The organism is Variovorax sp. Varisp36, from assembly GCF_047304235.1.
Taxonomy (GTDB): domain Bacteria; phylum Pseudomonadota; class Gammaproteobacteria; order Burkholderiales; family Burkholderiaceae_C; genus Variovorax.
In genome coordinates, this window is record NZ_JBGLYU010000056.1 from 22,401 (window position 1) to 43,271 (window position 20,871).

The window sequence follows — 20,871 nt, forward strand, 5'->3', positions numbered from 1 at the left end:
CGCATCCGTTCCGTCGCGGGGCTCTGCTGCCGCTGTCTGCCACGACAGCGCGGCGCTGCACCTCCAAGGGCCGGCTGCGTGCAGGACCCCCAATGAAGATCGCAGTCATCGGCCACGGCATGGTCGGCCACAAGTTCCTCGAGCAACTCCACGAGCTCGGCGTCGCGAACGCGCAAGTCACCGTGCTGTGCGAGGAGCCCCGCCCGGCGTACGACCGGGTTCACCTGTCCGAGTTCTTCGCCGGCAAGACGGCGGAAGACCTGTCGCTCGTCGAGCCGGGCTTCTTCGAACGCAGCGGCTTCACGCTGCGCCTGGCCGCGCGGGCGGTAGCCATCGAGCGGCGCAACAACACCGTCACTACGGCCGACGGCGAAGTGGTGCACTACGACAAGCTGGTGCTTGCGACGGGCTCCTTCCCCTTCGTGCCCGCCGTGCCCGGCCGCGACCGCCCGAACTGCTTCGTCTACCGCACCATCGAGGACCTCGAGGCCATGAAGGCCTGCGGCGCCCGCTCGAAGAGCGGCGTGGTCGTCGGCGGCGGCCTGCTGGGCCTGGAATGCGCCAAGGCGCTGCGCGACATGGGCCTCGAAACCCACGTCGTGGAGTTCGCACCGCGCCTGATGGCCGTGCAGGTCGACGAAGGCGGCGGCCGCGCCCTGCGCAACAGCATCGAGGCAATGGGCCTGCACGTGCACACCGGCCGCAACACGGTGGAGATCACCGACGGCGCGACCGCCCGCCACCGCATGGTGTTCGCCGACGGCACGCACCTGGAAACCGACATGATCGTGTTCTCCGCCGGCATCCGTCCGCGCGACGAACTGGCGCGCCAGAGCGTGCTGGCCGTCGGCCCGCGCGGCGGCGTGGCGGTCGACAGCCACTGCCGCACCAGCGACCGCAACATCTACGCGATCGGCGAATGCGCGTCGTGGAACGAGCAGACCTTCGGCCTCGTCGCACCGGGCTACGACATGGCCCGCGTGGCCGCCAGGCACATCGCCGGCCAGGACGACGCCGCCTTCACCGGTGCCGACATGAGCACCAAGCTCAAGCTGATGGGCGTGGACGTTGCAAGCATCGGCGACGCGCACGGCAAGACGCCGAGGTCGCGCGCCTACCAGTACGTCGACGAGCGCAAGCAGATCTACAAGAAGATCGTCGTCAGCGAGGACGGCAAGCAGCTGCTGGGCGCGGTGCTGGTCGGCGATGCCGCCGAGTACGGCACGCTGCTGCAGATGGCGCTCAACGGCATCGCGCTGCCCGCGGACCCTGAATTCCTGATCCTGCCGTCGAGCGACGGCAAGGCCAAGCCAGGCCTGGGCGTCGATGCGCTGCCCGACACCGCGCAGATCTGCTCGTGCAACAGCGTCACCAAGGGCCGGATCTGCGAGGCCGTGGGCGAGGGCGCATGCACCGTCGCCGAGCTGAAGGCCTGCACCAAGGCCGGCGCCACCTGCGGCGGCTGCGTGCCGCTGGTCACGCAGGTGATGAAGATGGAGATGTCCAAGCGCGGCATGGCGGTCAACAACCACCTGTGCGAGCACTTCCCCTACTCGCGCCAGGAGCTGTACCACCTGATCCGCGTGGGCGAGATCCGCAGCTTCGCCGACCTGCTGGCAAAGCACGGCAAGGGCCTGGGCTGCGACATCTGCAAGCCGACGGCCGCGAGCATCTTCGCTTCGTGCTGGAACGAGTTCGTGCTGAAGAAGGACCTGGCCAGCCTGCAGGACAGCAACGACTACTTCCTCGGCAACATCCAGAAGGATGGCACCTACTCGGTGGTGCCGCGCATGCCGGGCGGCGAGGTCACGCCCGACGGGCTGATCGCGGTGGGCCAGGTGGCGAAGAAGTACGGCCTGTACACCAAGATCACAGGCGGTGCGCGCGTGGACATGTTCGGTGCGCGCGTCGAGCAGCTGCCCGCCATCTGGGAAGAATTGATCGCGGCCGGCTTCGAATCGGGCCATGCCTACGGCAAGTCGCTGCGCACGGTGAAGAGCTGCGTCGGCTCCACCTGGTGCCGCTACGGCGTAGACGACAGCGTCGGCCTGGCCGTGGAACTGGAGAACCGCTACAAGGGCCTGCGCGCGCCGCACAAGATCAAGTTCGGCGTGTCGGGCTGCACCCGCGAATGCGCGGAAGCGCAGGGCAAGGACGTCGGCATCATCGCGACCGACAAGGGCTGGAACCTCTACGTGTGCGGCAACGGCGGCATGAAGCCGCGCCATGCCGAACTGCTCGCGAGCGACCTCACCAAGGCCGAGCTGATCCGGCTGATCGACCGCTTCCTGATGTTCTACGTGCGCACGGCCGACCGCCTGCAGCGCACCAGCACGTGGCGCGAGAACCTCGAGGGCGGTCTCGACTACCTCAAGGATGTGCTGCTGCAGGACACGCTGGGCCTCGGCGACGAGCTGGAAACACAGATGCAGCGCGTGGTCGACACCTACCAGTGCGAATGGAAGACCGCGGTGAACGACCCGGTCACGCGCCAGCGCTTCCGCTCCTTCGTCAACAGCGAGAAGCCGGACGAGCACATCGTTTTCGTGCAGGAGCGCGGCCAGATCCGCCCCGCCCGCGTGGAAGAGCGCGGCGAAGCCGCCTCCGACGTCTCGATGGCCTGAAAAACACCCAAGGAAATCCCATGACCCAAGACAAGCTCCAGTGGACCCCGGTGTGCGCGGCCACCGACATCCTGCCCGACACCGGCGTGTGCGCGCTGGTCGACGGCGTGCATGTCGCGATCTTCAGCGTCGGCCATGAGCAGGCGCTGTTCGCCATCGACAACATCGACCCGAAGGCGGGGGCCAGCGTGCTCTCGCGCGGGCTGGTCGGCAGCCTGGGCGAGCGCATCGTCGTGGCTTCGCCGCTCTACAAGAACCACTTCGACCTGCGCAGCGGCGAATGCCTGGAAGCGCCCGAGCACTCGGTGCGCGCGCATGCCGTGCGCGTGCAGGAAGGCCGCGTGCTCGTCGCGCTGGCTTGAGGCCTCAGTCTCCCTTTTCAGTTTCGTCTTTATCGCTTCCAAGGAACCAGAATGGCCTATCTAGCCCCCGCCGAATTCGTCACCAAGATGGTGGACGCCGGTGAATCCAAGCTGCTGATGTCCACGCGCGACACGCTCATCCGCTCGTACATGGCGGGCGCGATCCTCGCGCTGGCGGCGGCCTTTGCCGTGAGCATCACCGTGAACACCGGCAATGCGCTCGTTGGCGCGATGCTGTTCCCGGTGGGCTTCATCATGCTGTACCTGCTGGGCTTCGACCTGCTGACCGGCGTGTTCACGCTGGCACCGCTGGCCGTGCTCGACAAGCGCCCCGGCGCCACCTGGGGCGGCGTCATGCGCAACTGGGGACTGGTGTTCACCGGCAACTTCGCGGGCGCGCTGACGGTCGCGGTGTTCATGGCCGTCATCTTCACCTTCGGCTTCAGCGAGGCGCCCAACGCCATCGGCGAGAAGCTCGGCCACATCGGCGAAGGCCGCACCATCGGCTACTCCGCGCATGGCGCCGCCGGCATGCTCACGTTGTTCATCCGCGCCGTGATGTGCAACTGGATGGTGTCGACGGGCGTGGTGGCGGCCATGATGTCGACCACCGTGTCGGGCAAGGCGATCGGCATGTGGATGCCGGTCATGGTCTTCTTCTACATGGGCTTCGAACACTCGATCGTCAACATGTTCCTGTTCCCCACCGGCCTGATGCTGGGCGGCAAGTTCACGATCATGGACTACCTGATCTGGAACGAGCTGCCCACGGTGCTGGGCAACCTCGTCGGCGGCCTGACCTTCGTCGGGCTGACGCTCTACTCCACGCACTACAAGACGGCGCCCAAGCGCGCCGCCAGCTGAGCCGGCCTGGATGCCGCGCAAGGCATTGCGCGTGACGCTCGGCCAGCATTCGCTGGCAGGGCGCAAATCGCCGGTCAACCAGGACTTCCACGGCGCCATGCTGCCCGAGGGGGCGCTGCGCGCCTCCAAGGGCATCGCAGTGGCGCTCGCCGACGGCATCGGCTCCAGCCGCGTGAGCCAGGTGGCGAGCGCGGCGGCCGTGCGGGGCTTTCTCGACGACTACTACGCGACCTCCGACGCGTGGTCGGTGCGACGCTCCGCGCAGCGGGTGCTGGACGCCACCAACTCGTGGCTGCATGCGCAGACGATGCGCAGCGACGCGCGCTTCGACAAGGACAGCGGCTACGTCTGCACCTTCAGCGCGCTGATCCTCAAGGGCCGCGACGCGCACCTGCTGCACGTCGGCGATGCGCGCATCTACCGGCTGCATGCCGGCGCGCTGGAACAGCTCACCGAAGACCATCGCGTCAACGTGTCGTCGGCCGAGTCGTACCTCGGGCGCGCTCTGGGCGCGGGCGCCAATGTGGAGATCGACTACCGCTGCTGGCAGGCTGAGGCGGGCGAGGTCTACCTGCTGGCCACCGATGGCGCGTACGCGCATCTCGACAGCGGCACGGTGAACGAGGTGCTCGGCCGCTGCGGGGACGATTTCGACGCGGCCGCCCGCCTGCTGGCAGAAACCGCGCAGGCCAAGGGCAGCGACGACGACAGCACGGTCCAGCTGCTGCGCATCGACGAGCTTCCCGAAGCCGACGCGCCGCATGCGCAGCTGCAGCGCGAAGGCCTGGCGCTGCCGCCGGCCCTCGCGCCGAGGGACCGCTTCGAGGGCTTCACGCTCGTGCGCGAGATCCACATGAGCGCGCGCAGCCACGTGTACCTGGCCACCGACGAGGCCACGGGCCAGCCGGTGGTGCTGAAGCTCCCGTCGATCGACCTGCGCGGCGACCCCGACTACCTCGACCGCTTCGTGCTCGAGGAATGGGTGGCGCGGCGCATCGACAGCCCGCACGTGCTCAAGGCCAGCACCGTCGAACGCACGCGCAGCCACCTGTACGTGGCCATGGAGTACGTGGACGGCCAGACGCTGGCGCAGTGGATGGTCGACCACCCCCGGCCCGCGCTGGACAGCGTGCGCGGCATCGTCGAGCAGCTGGCGCGGGGCCTGCAGGCGCTGCACAGCAAGGAAATGCTGCACCAGGACATGCGCCCCGAGAACGTGATGATCGACCGCACGGGCACCGTGAAGATCATCGACCTCGCCGCCACCCACGTCGCGGGCCTGTCCGACGGCAGCGGCGAGCGCCGGGCGCTCGCCATCGAAGGCACGCTGCAGTACACCGCGCCGGAATACTTCACCGGCCATGGCGGCACGGCCCGATCCGACCTGTTCTCGCTGGCGGTGATCGCCTACCAGATGCTCGCCGGCCAGCTGCCTTACGGGCTGCAGGCGTCGCGCATCCGCTCACCCGCCGATGTCGGCCGGCTGCGCTATGTGCCGGTGCGGCATTTCCGTCCCGACCTGCCTGCGTGGGTCGATGCCGTGCTGCAGAAGGCGCTGCAGCCGCAGGCGGCGAAGCGGCAGGAGGCGGTGTCCGAATTCGCGCACGACCTCAGGGCGCCGGGGCCGGAGTTTCTTCGCCCGCGGTCACCCGCGCTGATCGAGCGCCGGCCGGTGCTGTTCTGGCAATGCACGACGGTCCTGCTGGCCGCGGCGGTGATCGTGCTGCTCGGGCTGCGCGCCTTCGGGCGCTGAAGAAGACGAAGCCGCTCAGCCGGCGCGCTTGGTGCGGATCGCCTTCGACGCGCGCGAGTTCGGTTCGCGGCCCAGCGCCTCGCTGATGTAGACGCCCGCGTCGATCAGCTTGTCGAGATCGATGCCGGTCTCGATGCCCATGCCGTGCAGCATGTAGACCACGTCTTCGGTCGCCACGTTGCCCGTTGCGCCCTTCGCGTAGGGGCAGCCGCCGAGGCCGGCCGAGGACGACTGGAAATTCCACACGCCCAGTTCGAGCGCCGCCAGCGTGTTGACCAGCGCCTGCCCGTAGGTGTCGTGAAAATGGCCGGAAACGGCATCGACATCGAAGTGCGCCAGCGTGGCCTCCATCGCCCCTTGCACCTTGCGCGGCGTGCCCACGCCGATGGTGTCGGCCACGTCCACGCGCTGCACGCCAATGCCCTTCATCAGCTGCGCGAGGTAGCCGACCTTGGCCGGTGCGATCTCGCCTTCATACGGGCAGCCCACGGTGCACGACATCGCGCCGCGCACGTGGATGCCCTTCTCGCGCGCCGCGGCCACCACGGGCGCGAAGCGTTCGATGCTCTCGGCAATCGAGCAGTTGATGTTCTTCTGGCTGAAGGCCTCGCTCGCGGCGCCGAACACCACGATCTCGTCGGGCCATTCCTCGCGCGGCGCGGCGATGGCGGCCTCGAAGCCCTTCATGTTGGGCGTGAGCACCGAGTAGCGCACGCCGGGCTTGCGCACGATGCCATGCATCACCTCGGCGTTGTCGGCCATCTGCGGCACCCACTTGGGCGAGACGAAGCTGGTGACCTCGATCTCCTTCAGGCCCGCGTCCTGCAGGCGGTGCACGAGGCCGATCTTGACCTCGGCCGAGACGGGCTGCTTTTCGTTCTGCAGGCCGTCGCGCGGGCCGACGTCGACGAGCTTGACGCGGGTGGGGAGTTTCATGGGATGTCTCTTATGTCGCGGGAGGATGAAAGGCCGTCGGCCATTGTCCGACACATGGAAATGCCCTGCCAGGCACACAGGCCGCGGAAGGTAGCAATGCGCGCCTGCGGGGTTGCAAATGGTGCCAACCGCACGGCACCCGGGCTCGGACGCAGACCGAAGCGGGCGCTAGACGGTTCCCCGCTGCTCGAAGCCGCCGGGTATGCCGCCCGCGGCGACAGCGTCGAGGCGCTCGTCCACGTCGACCGCATCCACGCGCGCACCGTCCGGCCCCTGCTGCGCCCAACGGACCAGCGCTTCGACCGCGCCAGCCTCGCCGATCGCCAGCGCTTCCACGCTGCCGTCGCGTCGGTTGCGCACCCAACCCTGCACGCCGAGCCGCTGCGCGGCCTGCACCATCGACCAGCGATAGCCCACGCCCTGCACGAGGCCGCGGATGACGAGGTGGCGAGTCACGGTGATGGCGTTGTTCATGGCATTGCGATCAGTACGACTTGGGCAGCCCCAGTGCCTTCTCCGCGATGAAGTTCAGGATCATCTGCGGGCTCACCGGCGCGATGCGCGGGATGTAGCTCTCGCGCAGCAGGCGCTCCACATGGTATTCCTTCGCATAGCCCATGCCGCCCAGCGTGAGGATCGCGTTCTGGCAGGCATCGTGCGCCGCCTCGGCCGCGAGGTACTTGGCGGCATTGGCCTCGATGCCGCAGGGCTCGCCCGCGTCGTACAGCGTGGCGGCCTTGAACACCATCAGGTCGGCGGCCTCGAGGTTGGCCCAGGCCCGTGCGAGCGGATGCGCCACGCCCTGGTTCTGCCCGATGGGCCGGCCGAACACGATGCGCTCCTGCGCGTACTGCGAGGCGATGCGCAGCGCCGCGCGGCCGATGCCGATGGCTTCCGCAGCGATCAATATGCGCTCGGGGTTCAGGCCGTGCAGGATGTACTCGAAGCCGCGCCCTTCCTCCCCGATGCGATCCTCCTGCGGCACTTCGAGCCCGTCGATGAAGAGCATGTTCGAATCCACTGCCGCGCGGCCGAGCTTGTGGATCTCGCGCACCTCGACCTTGCTGCGGTCCAACGCCGTGTAGAACAGCGTGAGGCCTTGCGTGGGCTTCTTCACCTGGTCGATCGGCGTGGTGCGCGTGAGGATGAGCATGCGGTCGGCGACCTGCGCGGTCGAGATCCATATCTTGCGGCCGTGCAGCAGGTAGCTGCCGCCGGGCTGGTGCACCGCCTGCGTCTTGAGGCTGGTGGTGTCGAGCCCCGCGTCGGGCTCGGTCACGGCGAAGCAGGCTTTCTCGGTGCCCGCGATCAGCGGCGGCAGGAAGCGCTGGCGCTGGGCCTCGCTGCCGAACACCACCACCGGGTTGAGCCCGAAGATGTTCATGTGCACCGACGATGCGCCCGACATGCCCGCGCCCGACGCGCTGATGGAACGCATCATCAGCGCCGCCTCGGTGATGCCGAGCCCCGCGCCGCCCTGCGCCTCGGGCATCGCGATGCCGAGCCAGCCGCTCGCTGCAACAGCGCGGTGGAATTCATGCGGGAACACGGCGCGATCGTCGTGGTCGCGCCAGTAGTCGGCGGGGAAGTCCTCGCAGAGGCGTTCGATGGCCGCGACCAGCGAGCGCTGGTCTTCGTTCAGGGAGAAGTTCATGCTTTGCTGTCCTTCGGTGGGTCGGGTTGCAGCGTGACGCCGCGTTCGAGCATGCGGGCAATGGCCTCGTCGCCATATCCCGCTTCGCGCAGCAGCTCCACGCTCTGCTCGCCGATGCGCGGCGCGGGCCGGCGGATGGCGGTGGGCGTGGCGCCGTAGCGGCCGACCGGCGCGAGGGTGCGGATGCGGCCCTCGGTCGGATGGTCGAGCTCGGGGTAGAAATCGACGGCGCGCAGGTGCGGATCGTCGAGCAGGCTCTCGGTGCTGTGAAGGCGCGCGACGGGGATATCGGCAGCATCGAGCGCGGCGAACCATTCGTCGCTGGTGCGCGTGGCCATCGCTTCGGCGACGAAGGCGTACACCGCGCCGATGTTCGCGGCGCGCGCGGTGTGCGTGCCGAACATCGGCGAATCGCGCAGCCCGGGGCGGCCGATCAGGTCGAAGAAGGCCTGCCAGTGCTTGTCGTTGTAGATCAGCACGCTGAGGTAGCCGTCGGCCGTGGCGTAGGGCTTGCGGTGCGGCGCGAGCAAGCGCGCATAGCCGGTGGGGCCGAGCGGCGGCTCGAAACTGTGGCCGCCGAGGTGGTCGCCCATGACGAACTGCGAGAGCGCTTCGAACATCGGCACCTCGACCGCCTGGCCCTTGCCGGTGCGTTGCGCGTGCAGTACGGCGGCGAGCAGCGCGATGGCGGCCTGCAGTCCGACGGCGCGGTCGGCGAGCGTGACGGGTGCATAGCGCGGTTCGCCGCCGCTTTGCTGCGCGAACAGCGAGGCCACGCCTGCCGCGCCCTGGATCAGGTCGTCGTACGCGGGCCTGCCGGCGTAGGGCCCCTGCTCGCCATAGCCGAAGGCGCCGAGGTAGACGATCTTCGGATTGGCCCCGGCCACCGCGTCGTAGTCAAGCCCGAGCCGCGCCATCGCCTGCGGCCGCGTGTTGTAGATCAATGCATCGCAACTTGCCGCGAGCTTCAGGCAGGCCTCGCGCCCTTCGGGCTGCTTGAGGTCGAGCACGATCGAACGCTTGTTGCGGTTGAGGTGCAGCGCCATCGCGCCCATGCCGGGGTGGCGCATGGGGCCGACAGCGCGCAGGTTGTCGCCGCCGGGCGGCTCGACCTTGATGACGTCGGCGCCGAGGTCGCCGAGCGTCTGCGTGGCGTAAGGCCCCATCACCACGGCCGTGAGGTCGAGGATGCGGATGCCTTGGAGAGGTCCGGAGGTGTTCATGTCTTCGCTCCTTCCCCCGCTGGGGGAAGGTCGGAATGGGGGCAGGCAGGGCGCCAAGCAGGGACGCCGCTTGCCCCCACCCCTGCCCTCCTCCAGCGGGGGAGGGATAAAGTCGGATCACTCATTCGGGTTGAATCCCCGCAGCCTGGATCAGCTTCTTCCATTTCGCCAGTTCCGACACCGTGAACGCCCCCAGCTCCTCGGGCGTACTGCCGAAGGCATCGAAGCCCAGCTTGCTCACGCGCTCGCGGAAGGCCGCGCCGTTCGCCATCTCCGACAGCGCCTTGTTGAGCTTCAGCACGATGTCGCGCGGCGTGCCGGCCGGCGCGAACACGCCGTTCCACGAGGTGATGTCGAAGCCTTTCAGCTCGGGCGTGTCGGCCAGCGGCGGCAGCTCGGGGAAGAGCTTGGTGCGCTCCTGCGTCGTGACCGCAATCGCGCGCATCTTGCCGGCCTTCACCGTCGCAAGGCCCGCGGCGAGGTCGACCACCATCATCGACACCTGCCCGCCGATCAGGTCGGCAATGGCCGGCGGTGTGCTCTTGTACGGCACGTGCAGCATCGGCACGCCGCTCATGCGCGACAGCGTGGCGCCGCTCACGATGCCGGTGCTGTTGCCGCTCGCATAGGTCAGCTTGCCGGGGTGCGCGCGTCCCCAGGCCAGCAGCTCGGCCACGCTCTTCACGGGCAGGTCGTTGTTCACCACGAGCATGAACGGCAGGTTGCCCATGCGGCTCACGGGCGCGAAGTCTTTCACCGGGTCGTAGGGCAGCGACTTCATCAGGCTCGGGTTGGCCGAGTGCGTGGTGTTGGTCGTCATGAAGAGCGTGTAGCCGTCGGGCGGCGCCTTGGCCACGGCTTCGGCGCCGATCACGCCGTTGGCACCGGCCTTGTTGTCGACGATGACCGAGCCCTTGAGCGCCTCGCCCAGCATCTGCGCGGTGATGCGTGCCACAGCGTCGGTGCCGCTGCCGGCCGCGAAGGGCACGACGATGCGTATCGGCTGCTTCGGGTAGCCGTCCTGCGCAAAGGCCCAGGGCACTGCGCTGGCGAGGCCCGTGGCGGCACCGATGGAAATGAAACGGCGGCGGTTCGCCACCGCGACCGATGGCTCGGTCGCGTTCTTCGTTGTCTGCATTTGCTTGTCTCCGGGTGGTTGTCGTTCAGGGCCGGATCACGCGCTCCGGCAATTCCTCGTACGGCGGGCTGTAGATCACCAGCACGCGCACCGGCTCGTCGCTCACCACCGTGAAGGTGTGCATCGCGTCGGCCGGAAAAAAGCAGCTGTCGCCAGGGTGCAGCTCCTGCCGCTGGCCACCCACCTCGGCGACTGCACGGCCTTCGAGCATGTAGCAGACCTGCTCGATGCCCGGGTGCGCGTGCGGCAGCGCGCCCTTGCCCTTCTGGATGTGGCCGACCAGCACTTCGAGCTGCTTCGCGCCCACGGTCTCGGGGCCGATCAGGCGCTTGTTGAGCGTGCCGGTATGGTTGGCCGGGTGGTAGCCGGCGATCTCGTCCTCGCGGACGAAGTAGCGGGGGGTGCTTGCAGTCATCGGGGACTTTCGGTCTTGGGTTCGATGGCGAGGCAGGCCGAGCGCAGCATCGCCGCGATCTCCTCGATGCGCGCCTCCATGCGGTAGCGCGGACCGGCGACCGAGATGGCATAGGCCTCGCCGCCGATGCGCAGCGGCCAGGCCAGGCCGATCAGGTCGGGAATGCTTTCGCCGAGGTTGCCGTACCAGCCGCGCGCGGCAGAGCGCTGCAACTCGGCTTCGATGGCATCGGCGGTGGTGAGCGTGGCGTCGGTCAGCGGCGCGAGCGTCATGCCGTCGAGCAGCTTGCGGCGCGCTTCGGGCGTGAGCGTGGAGAGCAACGCACGCCCCAGCGAGTTGGCGTAAGCCGGGCGCGTCTCGCCCGACTCGGCCGTGTAACGAATGCTCTGCGGCGCGCTCAGCACTTCCAGGTACACCACCAGGCCCGCATCGCGGAACTTGGCGAACACCACGGTTTCGCGCGCAGCATCGCGCAACTCCTCGAGCGTGGCCTTCACCCGGTCGAGCACCGGGTCGTGGGCGGCGATGACCTGCGCCATCGCGAGCAGCCGGCCCGTCGGGTAGTAGCCCTGGCGGCGGCCGGTTTCGTACATGTAGCCCTGCTCTTCGAGCGTGCGGATCAGGCCCAGGCAGCTCGACACCGGCATGTCGAGCAGGCGCGCCATCTCGGACAGCGCCAGCGGCTGCTTCTCGCGAGCGAAGAGCTCGACGATCTCGATCACGCGGAATGCAGTTTTCACAGTCATGAAAATATTTTCATGCTTATGAAAAATCGGCGCTTCGGGGTTTCCCCTGCCCGCCTTGCGCGGCGGGCTCGCAAAAGGTGACGCCGCCGTCAGTACCCGCGCGCCGGATCGACCACGCCGGCGATCGGCAGGCCCTGCTCCATCGCCCGGATCTTCCCGGCGATCTGCGCAATGGACTCCTCGCGCAGCGTGCGCGCCGAGCCGTGCGGCGTCACGGTGATCTTGGGATGCCGCCAGAAGGCGTGGTCGGCCGGCAGCGGCTCGACCTGGAACACGTCGAGCGTCGCGCCCGCGAGCTGGCCGGCGTCGAGCATCGGGATCAGGTCGTCTTCCACGAGGTGCGCGCCGCGCGCGATGCTGATCAGGTAGCCCTCGGGCTTCAGCTTGCCCAGCGTGTCGCGGTTGAGGATGCCGCGCGTCGCCTCCGTCAGCGGCAGCAGGTTCACGAGCACGCGCGTGGACGACAGGAACTCGTCGAACTGTGCCCCGCCGCTGAACACGCGCACGCCGTCGATCTCCTTCGGCGAACGGGTCCAGCCCAGCACCGGAAACTCGAACTGCGCGACCGCCTTGGCCACGCGCTCGCCGAGCACGCCCAGACCCATGATCCCGACCGGGAAGTCGCGCCGCAGCTTCGGCTTGCGGTAGCTCCACTTGCCCTCGCGCGCATCGGCCTCGTAGGCGTCGAACTCGCGGAAGTGGCGAATGAGCGTGTGGCAGACGTACTCCGCCATCTGTACCGACATGCCCGCGTCGTCGAGCCGCACGATGCGCGTGTGCGCCGGCACCTTCAGCTTGAGCAGCGCATCGACGCCCGCGCCGATGTTGAAGATGCCGCGCAGCTTCGGCTGCTCGTCGAGAAACTCCTGCGGCGGCGCCCACACCACGGCATGGTCGGCCTGCGGCGCGCCGGGCTTCCAGGCCTCGATGACGGCATCGGGTAATTCGGCCTTGAGGCCCTCGATCCAGGGGTCCGGGCGGTTGTCGGTGAGGTAGACGGTGATTCGCATGGGGACGAATCTTAGTGAAGGCGCTGGCGCGGCGTTCGGGCCGCACGCGAAGGAGATCAGGGACGGCGTCAGCGACGGGGCGGTGGGCTGACCCCGGGGGTCAGGGGGTCAACCCGCCTTGATGCGGCGACGGCGCCACAGCACCCGCACCAACCATCCCATCGGCAGTACCGCCAGCAGCAGCCAGGGCAACACCGCCGCGACGAAGGTGATCAGCGAGCCGACGCTCTCCGCCAGCACCGCGCCCGCGTTGCGCAGCGCCCTCCCCATCGGGCTGTAGCTGTCGCCGCCGCTCACCAGTGCGCGTCTGGGCGTGAACTGGATCTGGATGTGCTGCTTGCTGGTCTGCTGCGCCAGCACCTTGCGCTGCGTGGCGATGGCGTCGAGCTCGGCCTGCGTGTCCGACAGCGTGCGCTGGATCGCCAGCAGGTCGGCCATGGTGCGCTTGGTGACGGTGTCGCGCAGCATGACGCGCAGGCTGTCGCGGAACTCGGTGCGGTTCCTGATGCGGGCTTCGACGTCGATCACCTCGGCGGTCTTGTCCTCGCTCGTGGTGGTGTGCGAGACCACGTTCGCCACGCCGGCTAGGCCGCCGAGCAGCTTGTCGACGTCGGCGGGCTCCACGCGCATCTCGAGCATGGCGTTGCCGGGCTGCTGCGGCGTCTCGCGCAGCAGGGAGGACGACAGCAGCTCGCACTTCAGCGAGCCGCAGAGGTCGCGCACCTTGCCCCAGGCATCGGCCAGCTGCTCGGACGGCACCTCGACGTTCAGGTCTTGCCGCACGGCCAGGAAGCGCTGCAGCGGGGTGTCCTGCCCGCCCTGGGCCTGATCGGCGGAAGCCGTTTCGGCCGACCGCATGCGCTGCTCCTTCCTGGCCATGCCGCTGGCATAGCTGGCCGCGGCCTGCATCGGCGCGGGCGGCGGAGCCGGCTCGGCGAGCGTGGCGGCCTCGTCGTGGGTGCGGTTGCAGCCGGCGAGCGACAAGGCGGCCGCCAAGGCCAGCAGGACGATGCCCGCGCGGTGGCGGCCAGACAGGAAACGCGGCGCGCCGGACAGCGTGCGATAGGTCATGGGATATCCCTTGAGTGATGACTACCGCAGCTGATACGGACAGGCGCCCGCAACGGGGTTAACTATTTTTCAGGCTGCGGCGGCACTCATTCGCAACAATTCCTCGCCTTCGGCCACCTGCTCGCCCGGCGCGAACATCAGCTCGTCCACCATGCCGTCGGCCGGTGCCGCGATGGTGTGCTCCATCTTCATGGCCTCCATCACTGCGAGCGGCTGGCCGCGGCTGACCTTGTCGCCGGCCTTGACGGCAAAGGACACGACCTTGCCGGGCATCGGTGCCGTGAGCCGGCCGCCTTCGGCGTGGGTGTCGCCCGCATGGGCGAGGCGGTCGATGGCGGTGATCTTCGTCGCGCCTTTCGAGGCGAAGACGTGGGCCGTGGCGCCGTCGACGTGCACGTCGAGCGTCTGGCGCGTGCCGGCGAATTCGACCTCGAATTCACCGCTCGGGAACTGGCCGATGACCAGCGGGCCTTCGGCACCGCCGGCTTCGAGCCACAGGCTGCCGTCGCGCTTGTAGGTCAGCAGGGCGGTCTGCTCGGCACCGCGGAACTCGAAGTCGAAGTGGCGCCGGTACTCGCCCAGCGAGCGCCAGCCGTCGCGCCGCGCAAAGGGATCGGGCATCTTCGCGGGCCACTCGGTGATCAGCGTGCGCGTGATCGCGGCGGCCGCGGCCAGCGGCAGTCCCAGCGGCTCGCGGTCGAACAGCACGGCGCGCTCGCGCTCGATCAGCGCGGTGTCGAGGTTCGCCTTCGAGAACGACTCGGTGGCCAGGATGCCGCGCAGGAACTGCACGTTGGTCGACACGCCCACGATCTGCACTTGCGCGAGCGCCGCATCGAGCCGGGCCAGCGCCTCGGCGCGCGTGCTGCCGTGCACGATCAGCTTGGCGATCATCGAGTCGTAGAAGGGCGAGATCTCGCCGCCCTCGCGCACGCCGTCGTCGATGCGCACGCGGCTGCGCTGGAAGGCGGTCGCCTGCGGCTTGCGGTACACGCGCAGCGTGCCGGTGGCGGGCAGGAAGTTGTTGTCGGGGTTCTCGGCGCAGATGCGCGCCTCGATGGCGTGGCCGTGGATCTGCAGCTCCGCCTGCTTCGCGGGCAGCGTCTCGCCCGAGGCCACGCGCAGCTGCCATTCGACGAGGTCCTGGCCGGTGATCGCTTCAGTGACGGGATGCTCGACTTGCAGCCGCGTGTTCATCTCCATGAAGAAGAAGTTCATCTCGACGGAATCGGCCCCCACGCTCGGCACTGACGTGTCCTCGCTGCCCCCCGAGGGGGCGCTCGCTTGCTTGCGGCGGCCCGGCGCTGCGCGAGTTTCGCGCTGTTCGACGATGAACTCGACCGTGCCAGCACCGACGTAATTCACGGCGCGCGCCGCAGCGACGGCGGCCTCGCCCATCTGCTTGCGCATCGCCTCGGTCATGCCCGGCGCGGGCGCTTCTTCGAGCACCTTCTGGTGGCGGCGCTGCACCGAGCAGTCGCGCTCGAACAGGTACACGTAGTTGCCGTGCGTGTCGCCGAAGACCTGGATCTCGATGTGGCGCGGGCGCTGCACGTACTTCTCGATCAGCACCGCGTCGTCACCGAAGCTGTTGATGGCCTCGCGCTGGCAGGAGGCGAGCGCGGCGGCGAAGTCTTCCGCCTTGTCGACTGCGCGCATGCCCTTGCCTCCGCCACCCGCACTGGCCTTGATGAGCACCGGGTAGCCGATGCGGTCGGCCTCGCGCTGCAGCAGCTGCGGGTTCTGGTCGTGGCCGTGGTAGCCGGGCACCAGCGGCACGCCGGCCTTTTCCATCAGCTGCTTCGACTCGGCCTTCAGGCCCATCGCCTTGATGGCCGAGGGCGGCGGGCCGATGAAGACCAGGCCGGCGTCGGCGCAGGCCTGCGCGAATTCTTCGTTCTCGCTCAGGAAGCCGTAGCCCGGATGCACCGCCTCGGCGCCCGTGGCCTTGGCCGCTTCGAGGATCTTTTCCCAGCGCAGGTAGCTGTCCTTCGGGGCACTGCCGCCGAGGTGCACCGACTCGTCGCAGGCGCGCACATGGTTGGCATGCGCGTCGGCATCGGAGTACACGGCGACCGTGCGAATGGCCATGCGGCGGGCCGTTGCAGCGACCCGGCAGGCGATCTCGCCACGGTTGGCAATCAGGATCTTCTTAAACATTCGGAGTGTCTCCCGGAGGATTCTTTTTCAGTTGAAACGCGGGCACGACGCCCGGATCGGGTCGGCCGCTGAAGATGCGGGCCACGCGGCTGAACAGCGCCTTGAGGAAACGCCAGCTCTTGCGGATCAGCCACACGCTGAGCACCAGCACGAAGACGAACAGCACCAGAAAGACCAGCGGATGCGCCACCGCGAGCCACAGCCCCGCCGGCACCATCGTGTCTTCGACCAGCGAAGCACCCACGTTCGAGAACGGCTCGGGCGAGGTGTTGATGGCCGCGCGCGTCGTCGCCTTGGCCGCGTGCGCCGTGGCAGCGAAGCTGCCGCCCAGCAGCGCGGCGACGATGGCCATCACGCCATGGTCGGCGCCGAACACGCTGGCCGCGAGCGCGGCACCGGCCGGGATGCGGATGGCGGTGTGCACCACGTCCCACAGCGAATCGAGGCCGGGGATCTTGTCGGCGAAGAATTCGACGAACACCATGAAGCCACTGGCTGCGATGACCACCGGATGAGCCAGCAGTTGCAGCCCGCTCGGCAACGGCACCCAGCCGAAGTAGCCGACAAGTCCGGTCAGCAGCACGACGAGGTAGAGCCGCACGCCGCTGGCCCAGCCGATGGCGGCGGCCAGTGCGAGCAGCTGGGGCATGTCGAGTGCGTTCATCGCGTGTGCTCAGCGGCCCAGCCAGGACGGCTTGCGCTTCTGCAGGAAGGCCTGCACGCCTTCACGGCCTTCCTCGCTCGCGCGGATGTCGGCGATGCCTTCGACGGTTTTCGCGATCAGCGCGTCGTCGATCTCGCGGCCGGCCACGTCGGCGATCAGTTGCTTGCAGGCGCGCACCGCGGCCGGACTTGCACCGGTCAATGCCTTCACGAGTTCGTCGACCTTGGCATCGAGCGCATCGGCAGCAATCACTTCATGCACGAAGCCGATGCGATGCGCTTCGGACGCAGTGAAGCGCTCGGCCGTGAGGAAGTAGCGCTGCGACGCGCGCGTGCCCATGGCACGCAGCACGTACGGGCTGATGGTCGCGGGCACGAGGCCGATCTTCACTTCGCTCAGGCAGTACCAGGCCGTGTCCACGCTCACGGCCATGTCGCAGGCCGCGACCAGCCCCATGCCGCCCGCATACACGTCACCCTGCACGCGCGCGATGGTGGGCTTGGGGCACTCGGCGATGGTGCGCAGCATGGCGGCCAGCTTGCCCGCGTCGGCGATGTTCTCGTCGCGCGTGTAGTCTGCCATGCGGCGCATCCAGTTGAGGTTGGCGCCCGCACAGAAGGCCGGGCCGTTCGCGCCGAGCACGATGGCTTTCACCTGCGGCGCGGCGCCGGCTTCGGTGAAGGCCTGCGTCAGCTCGGCGATGACCACGTCGTCGAAGGCATTGCGCGCGCCGGGCTGGTCGAGCCAGATGCGTGCGATGGTGCCTTCGCTGGTTTCGAGTTTCAGTTTGGTGAAGTTGCTCATGCCGCGTCCCTCGTCACATGCGGAAGATGCCGAACTTCGGCTCTGGAATGGGCGCGTTGCGTGCAGCGGCAAGACCGAGCGCCAGCACCCGCCGCGTGTCCGCCGGATCGATGATCCCGTCATCCCACAGCCGCGCCGTCGCGTAGTACGGGTGGCCCTGGTCTTCGTACTGCTGGCGGATCGGGGCCTTGAAGGCTTCTTCCTCTTCCTTGCTCCAGCTGCCGCCCTTCAATTCGATGCCGTCGCGCTTCACCGTGGCCAGCACGCTCGCGGCCTGTTCGCCGCCCATCACGCTGATGCGTGCGTTGGGCCACATCCAGAGGAAGCGCGGGCTGTAGGCGCGGCCGCACATGCCGTAGTTGCCGGCGCCGAAGCTGCCGCCGATGATGATCGTGAACTTGGGCACGTTGGCGGTGGCCACGGCCGTCACCATCTTGGCGCCGTGGCGCGCAATGCCTTCGTTCTCGTACTTGCGGCCCACCATGAAGCCGGTGATGTTCTGCAGGAACACCAGCGGGATCTTGCGCTGGCAGCACAGTTCGATGAAGTGCGCGCCCTTCTGCGCCGATTCGCTGAACAGGATGCCGTTGTTGGCAACGATGCCCACGGGCATGCCCTCGATCTCGGCGAAGCCGCAGACCAGGGTGGCGCCGAAGCGCGCCTTGAACTCGTGGAACTCGCTGCCGTCGACGATGCGCGCAATGATCTCGCGCACGTCGAAGGGCTTGCGCGTGTCGGTGGGGATCACGCCATAGAGTTCTTCGCGCGGGAATGCAGGTGCGCGCACCGGGGTGTTCGCCGGCGTTGCCGCCGCGGCCTTCGCATTGAGGTTGGCCACCGCCGAGCGCGCGAGCGCCAGTGCATGCAGGTCGTTCTGTGCGAGGTGGTCGACCACGCCCGACAGCCGCGTGTGCACGTCGCCGCCGCCCAGGTCTTCGGCCGTCACGACCTCGCCGGTGGCAGCCTTCACGAGCGGCGGGCCGCCCAGGAAGATGGTGCCCTGGTTCTTCACGATGATCGATTCGTCGCTCATCGCCGGCACGTAGGCGCCGCCGGCCGTGCACGAGCCCATGACCACCGCGATCTGCGGAATGCCCTGGGCGCTCATGTTGGCCTGGTTGAAGAAGATGCGGCCGAAATGGTCGCGGTCCGGGAACACCTCGTCCTGGTTCGGCAGGTTGGCGCCGCCCGAGTCGACGAGGTAGATGCACGGCAGGCGGTTCTGCTCGGCGATCTCCTGTGCGCGCAGGTGCTTCTTGACGGTCATGGGGTAGTAGGTGCCGCCTTTCACCGTCGCGTCGTTGCACACGATCATGCAGTCGACCCCGTTCACGCGGCCGATGCCCGCGATGAGGCCGGCGCCCGGCGCCGATTCGGCGCCCTTGGCGTCAAGGTACATCGCATGCGCGGCCAGCGGCGCGATCTCGAGGAAGGGCGTGCCCGGGTCGAGCAGCTCGGCGACGCGGTCGCGCGGCAGCAGCTTGCCGCGCGACGTGTGCTTGGCGCGCGCGGCCTCGCCGCCGCCTTGCTCCACTTTGGCGAACTGCTGGCGCAGGTCGTCGACCAGCGCGCGCATCGCTGCGGCATTGGCCTGGAAGTCGGCCGAACGGGCATTCAGTTTGGTTTCGAGTTGGCTCATGCTGTCTTTTCTTGGCTGAGGCCGAGTTGCTCGGTCATGGCATCGCGGATCTTGAATTTCTGGATCTTGCCGGTCACCGTCATCGGGAACTCGGTGACGAACTGGATGTACTTCGGCACCTTGTAGTGCGCGATCTGGCCCTTGCAGAAATCGCGGATCTCGGTGTCAGTTGCGGTCTGGCCGGGCTTGACGATGATCCAGGCGCAGAGTTCTTCGCCGTACTTTTTATCGGGCAGGCCGACCACCTGCACGTCCTGCACCTTCGGGTGGCGATACAGGAATTCTTCGATCTCGCGCGGATAGATGTTCTCGCCGCCGCGGATCACCAGGTCCTTGATGCGGCCGACGATGTTGACGTAGCCCTCGGCGTCCATGGTGGCGAGGTCGCCGGTATGCATCCAGTGCTCGGCGTCGATGGCTTCGCGCGTCTTCGGCTCGTCTTCCCAGTAGCCGTGCATCACCGAATAGCCGCGCGTGCAGAGCTCGCCCGATTTTCCGACCGGCATGATTTCGCCGGTTTCGGCGTCGACGATCTTCACTTCGAGGTGCGGCTGCACGGTGCCCACGGTCGACACGCGGCGGTCCAGCGGCGTGTCGGTGCTGCTCTGGCAGCTCACGGGGCTGGTCTCGGTCATGCCGTAGGCGATGGTGATTTCGCTCAGGTGCATCTCGCTGACCACGCGCTTCATCACCTCGATCGGGCACGGCGAGCCGGCCATGATGCCGGTGCGCAGCGTGGACAGGTCGAACTCCTTGAAGCGCGGATGGTCGAGCTCGGCGATGAACATCGTGGGCACGCCGTGCAGGCCGGTGCACTTCTCGGCCTGCACCGTCTCGAGCACGGTGAGCGGGTCGAAGCCGTCGTTCGGGTACACGATGGCCGAGCCGTGCGTGAGGCAGGCGAGGTTGCCCAGCACCATGCCGAAGCAGTGATAGAGCGGCACCGGAATGCACAGCCTGTCGACGGGCGACAGCTTCATGCACTCGCCGATGAAGAAGCCGTTGTTCAGGATGTTGCGATGCGTGAGCGTCGCGCCCTTTGGAAAGCCCGTGGTGCCGCTGGTGAACTGGATGTTGATCGGATCGGTGGCTTTGAGCGTCTTCTGCACCTGTCCCACGCGCGGATCGGCGGCATCGCCGCTCGCGAGCAGCTGCGAGAAGCGCTGCATGCCGGGCTGCTCGTCACCCTGGCCGGGCTTGTCGATCCAGAAGGTGTGCAGCAATTGCGGCAGGCGTTGGGGGCCGAGTTCGCGCAGCATGCCGAGGTAGTCGCTGGTCTTGAACTGCGCCATCGTCACCAGCGCCTTGCAGCCGACCTTGTTGAGCGCGTATTCGAGCTCGGAGGTCCGGTAGGCGGGGTTGATGTTGACGAGGATCAGGCCGACCTTGGCGGTGGCGATCTGCATCAGCACCCACGCGACGTTGTTGTGCGACCAGATGCCGACACGGTCGCCGGGGGCGAGGCCGAGGTTCAGCAAGGCGCCGGCGAGGCGGTTCGATTCGGTCTGCAGCTCGCGGTAGGTGAAGCGCTGGCCTTCATGGCGGCTGACGAGCGCCTCGCGGTCGGGCTGCTTCGCAACCATGTCGTCGAAGAAGTCGCCGATGGGTTGTTCGATGAGGGGGACGTCGGTGGCGCCCTTGCCGTAGCTCTCGGTCAGTGCTGCAGTCATGTTCATTTCCTTGTCTCCGTTTGTCTTGCTCCTTCCCCCTCTGGGGGAAGGCTGGGACGGGGGCTCCCGGCGCCTGTTCGGTGCAGTGCCTCATCGAACGCCGCTTGCCCCCACCCCCGCCCTCCCCCTCTGGGGGAG

Annotated in this window: 18 protein-coding genes; 4 read left to right on the plus strand and 14 right to left on the minus strand. The window is 68.1% G+C overall.

The window, feature by feature from the left end; translation table 11 throughout:
* Window positions 1-92 precede the first annotated feature (92 nt).
* The 4 genes from nirB to ACCD11_RS25010 are packed head-to-tail and all read left to right on the plus strand — an operon-like array spanning window position 93 to window position 5,603.
* Window positions 93-2,624: a nitrite reductase large subunit NirB gene (gene nirB / locus ACCD11_RS24995; RefSeq protein ID WP_413315875.1), complete on the plus strand. Its 2,532-nt coding sequence runs from the start codon at window positions 93-95 to the stop codon at window positions 2,622-2,624.
* Window positions 2,625-2,644: 20 nt separating this feature from the next.
* A complete protein-coding gene (gene nirD / locus ACCD11_RS25000; RefSeq protein WP_007827864.1) occupies window positions 2,645-2,986 on the plus strand; it encodes a nitrite reductase small subunit NirD in 342 nt (113 codons plus the stop codon).
* Between the two features lie 51 nt (window positions 2,987-3,037).
* On the plus strand, window positions 3,038-3,850 hold the full coding sequence (locus ACCD11_RS25005) for a formate/nitrite transporter family protein (RefSeq protein WP_007827863.1): 813 nt from the start codon (window positions 3,038-3,040) through the stop codon (window positions 3,848-3,850).
* A 10-nt stretch (window positions 3,851-3,860) separates the two neighbouring features.
* A complete protein-coding gene (locus ACCD11_RS25010) occupies window positions 3,861-5,603 on the plus strand; it encodes a bifunctional protein-serine/threonine kinase/phosphatase (protein WP_007827861.1) in 1,743 nt (580 codons plus the stop codon).
* Window positions 5,604-5,618: 15 nt separating this feature from the next.
* Here the strand turns inward: ACCD11_RS25010 and ACCD11_RS25015 are convergent, their stop codons facing one another.
* From ACCD11_RS25015 to ACCD11_RS25080, 14 genes are all read right to left on the minus strand, one after another.
* Window positions 5,619-6,539 (minus strand): hydroxymethylglutaryl-CoA lyase, encoded by a 921-nt coding sequence (locus tag ACCD11_RS25015; protein WP_007827858.1) that lies wholly within the window; start codon window positions 6,537-6,539, stop codon window positions 5,619-5,621.
* 168 nt (window positions 6,540-6,707) lie between these two features.
* Window positions 6,708-7,013 (minus strand): acylphosphatase, encoded by a 306-nt coding sequence (locus ACCD11_RS25020; RefSeq protein WP_413315877.1) that lies wholly within the window; start codon window positions 7,011-7,013, stop codon window positions 6,708-6,710.
* A 10-nt stretch (window positions 7,014-7,023) separates the two neighbouring features.
* Window positions 7,024-8,193 (minus strand): acyl-CoA dehydrogenase family protein, encoded by a 1,170-nt coding sequence (locus ACCD11_RS25025; protein WP_413315878.1) that lies wholly within the window; start codon window positions 8,191-8,193, stop codon window positions 7,024-7,026.
* On the minus strand, window positions 8,190-9,416 hold the full coding sequence (locus ACCD11_RS25030; RefSeq protein ID WP_413315880.1) for a CaiB/BaiF CoA transferase family protein: 1,227 nt from the start codon (window positions 9,414-9,416) through the stop codon (window positions 8,190-8,192). Before ACCD11_RS25030 ends, ACCD11_RS25025 begins: the two co-directional genes overlap by 4 nt.
* A 121-nt stretch (window positions 9,417-9,537) precedes the next feature.
* The gene (locus tag ACCD11_RS25035; protein WP_413315882.1) at window positions 9,538-10,554 is read right to left on the minus strand and encodes a Bug family tripartite tricarboxylate transporter substrate binding protein; all 1,017 of its coding nucleotides are present in this window, start codon (window positions 10,552-10,554) and stop codon (window positions 9,538-9,540) included.
* A 25-nt stretch (window positions 10,555-10,579) separates the two neighbouring features.
* The gene (locus ACCD11_RS25040) at window positions 10,580-10,969 is read right to left on the minus strand and encodes a cupin domain-containing protein (protein ID WP_130428240.1); all 390 of its coding nucleotides are present in this window, start codon (window positions 10,967-10,969) and stop codon (window positions 10,580-10,582) included.
* Window positions 10,966-11,715, minus strand: a complete 750-nt coding sequence (locus tag ACCD11_RS25045) for an IclR family transcriptional regulator (protein ID WP_413315883.1) — start codon at window positions 11,713-11,715, stop codon at window positions 10,966-10,968. Before ACCD11_RS25045 ends, ACCD11_RS25040 begins: the two co-directional genes overlap by 4 nt.
* A gap of 89 nt (window positions 11,716-11,804) precedes the next feature.
* Window positions 11,805-12,725 (minus strand): 2-hydroxyacid dehydrogenase, encoded by a 921-nt coding sequence (locus ACCD11_RS25050; protein ID WP_413315884.1) that lies wholly within the window; start codon window positions 12,723-12,725, stop codon window positions 11,805-11,807.
* Window positions 12,726-12,833: 108 nt separating this feature from the next.
* Window positions 12,834-13,796, minus strand: a complete 963-nt coding sequence (locus tag ACCD11_RS25055) for a DUF4349 domain-containing protein (RefSeq protein WP_413315885.1) — start codon at window positions 13,794-13,796, stop codon at window positions 12,834-12,836.
* A 69-nt stretch (window positions 13,797-13,865) separates the two neighbouring features.
* Window positions 13,866-15,956 (minus strand): biotin carboxylase N-terminal domain-containing protein, encoded by a 2,091-nt coding sequence (locus tag ACCD11_RS25060; protein WP_413315886.1) that lies wholly within the window; start codon window positions 15,954-15,956, stop codon window positions 13,866-13,868.
* The gene (locus ACCD11_RS25065; protein ID WP_007827835.1) at window positions 15,949-16,620 is read right to left on the minus strand and encodes a DUF4126 domain-containing protein; all 672 of its coding nucleotides are present in this window, start codon (window positions 16,618-16,620) and stop codon (window positions 15,949-15,951) included. The genes ACCD11_RS25060 and ACCD11_RS25065 overlap by 8 nt, the downstream gene beginning before the upstream one ends.
* 9 nt (window positions 16,621-16,629) lie before the next feature.
* Window positions 16,630-17,424, minus strand: a complete 795-nt coding sequence (locus tag ACCD11_RS25070; RefSeq protein WP_413315888.1) for an enoyl-CoA hydratase/isomerase family protein — start codon at window positions 17,422-17,424, stop codon at window positions 16,630-16,632.
* 13 nt (window positions 17,425-17,437) lie between these two features.
* A complete protein-coding gene (locus ACCD11_RS25075) occupies window positions 17,438-19,063 on the minus strand; it encodes a carboxyl transferase domain-containing protein (protein WP_413315889.1) in 1,626 nt (541 codons plus the stop codon).
* The gene (locus ACCD11_RS25080; RefSeq protein ID WP_413315891.1) at window positions 19,060-20,739 is read right to left on the minus strand and encodes an AMP-binding protein; all 1,680 of its coding nucleotides are present in this window, start codon (window positions 20,737-20,739) and stop codon (window positions 19,060-19,062) included. The genes ACCD11_RS25075 and ACCD11_RS25080 overlap by 4 nt, the downstream gene beginning before the upstream one ends.
* Window positions 20,740-20,871 lie beyond the last annotated feature (132 nt).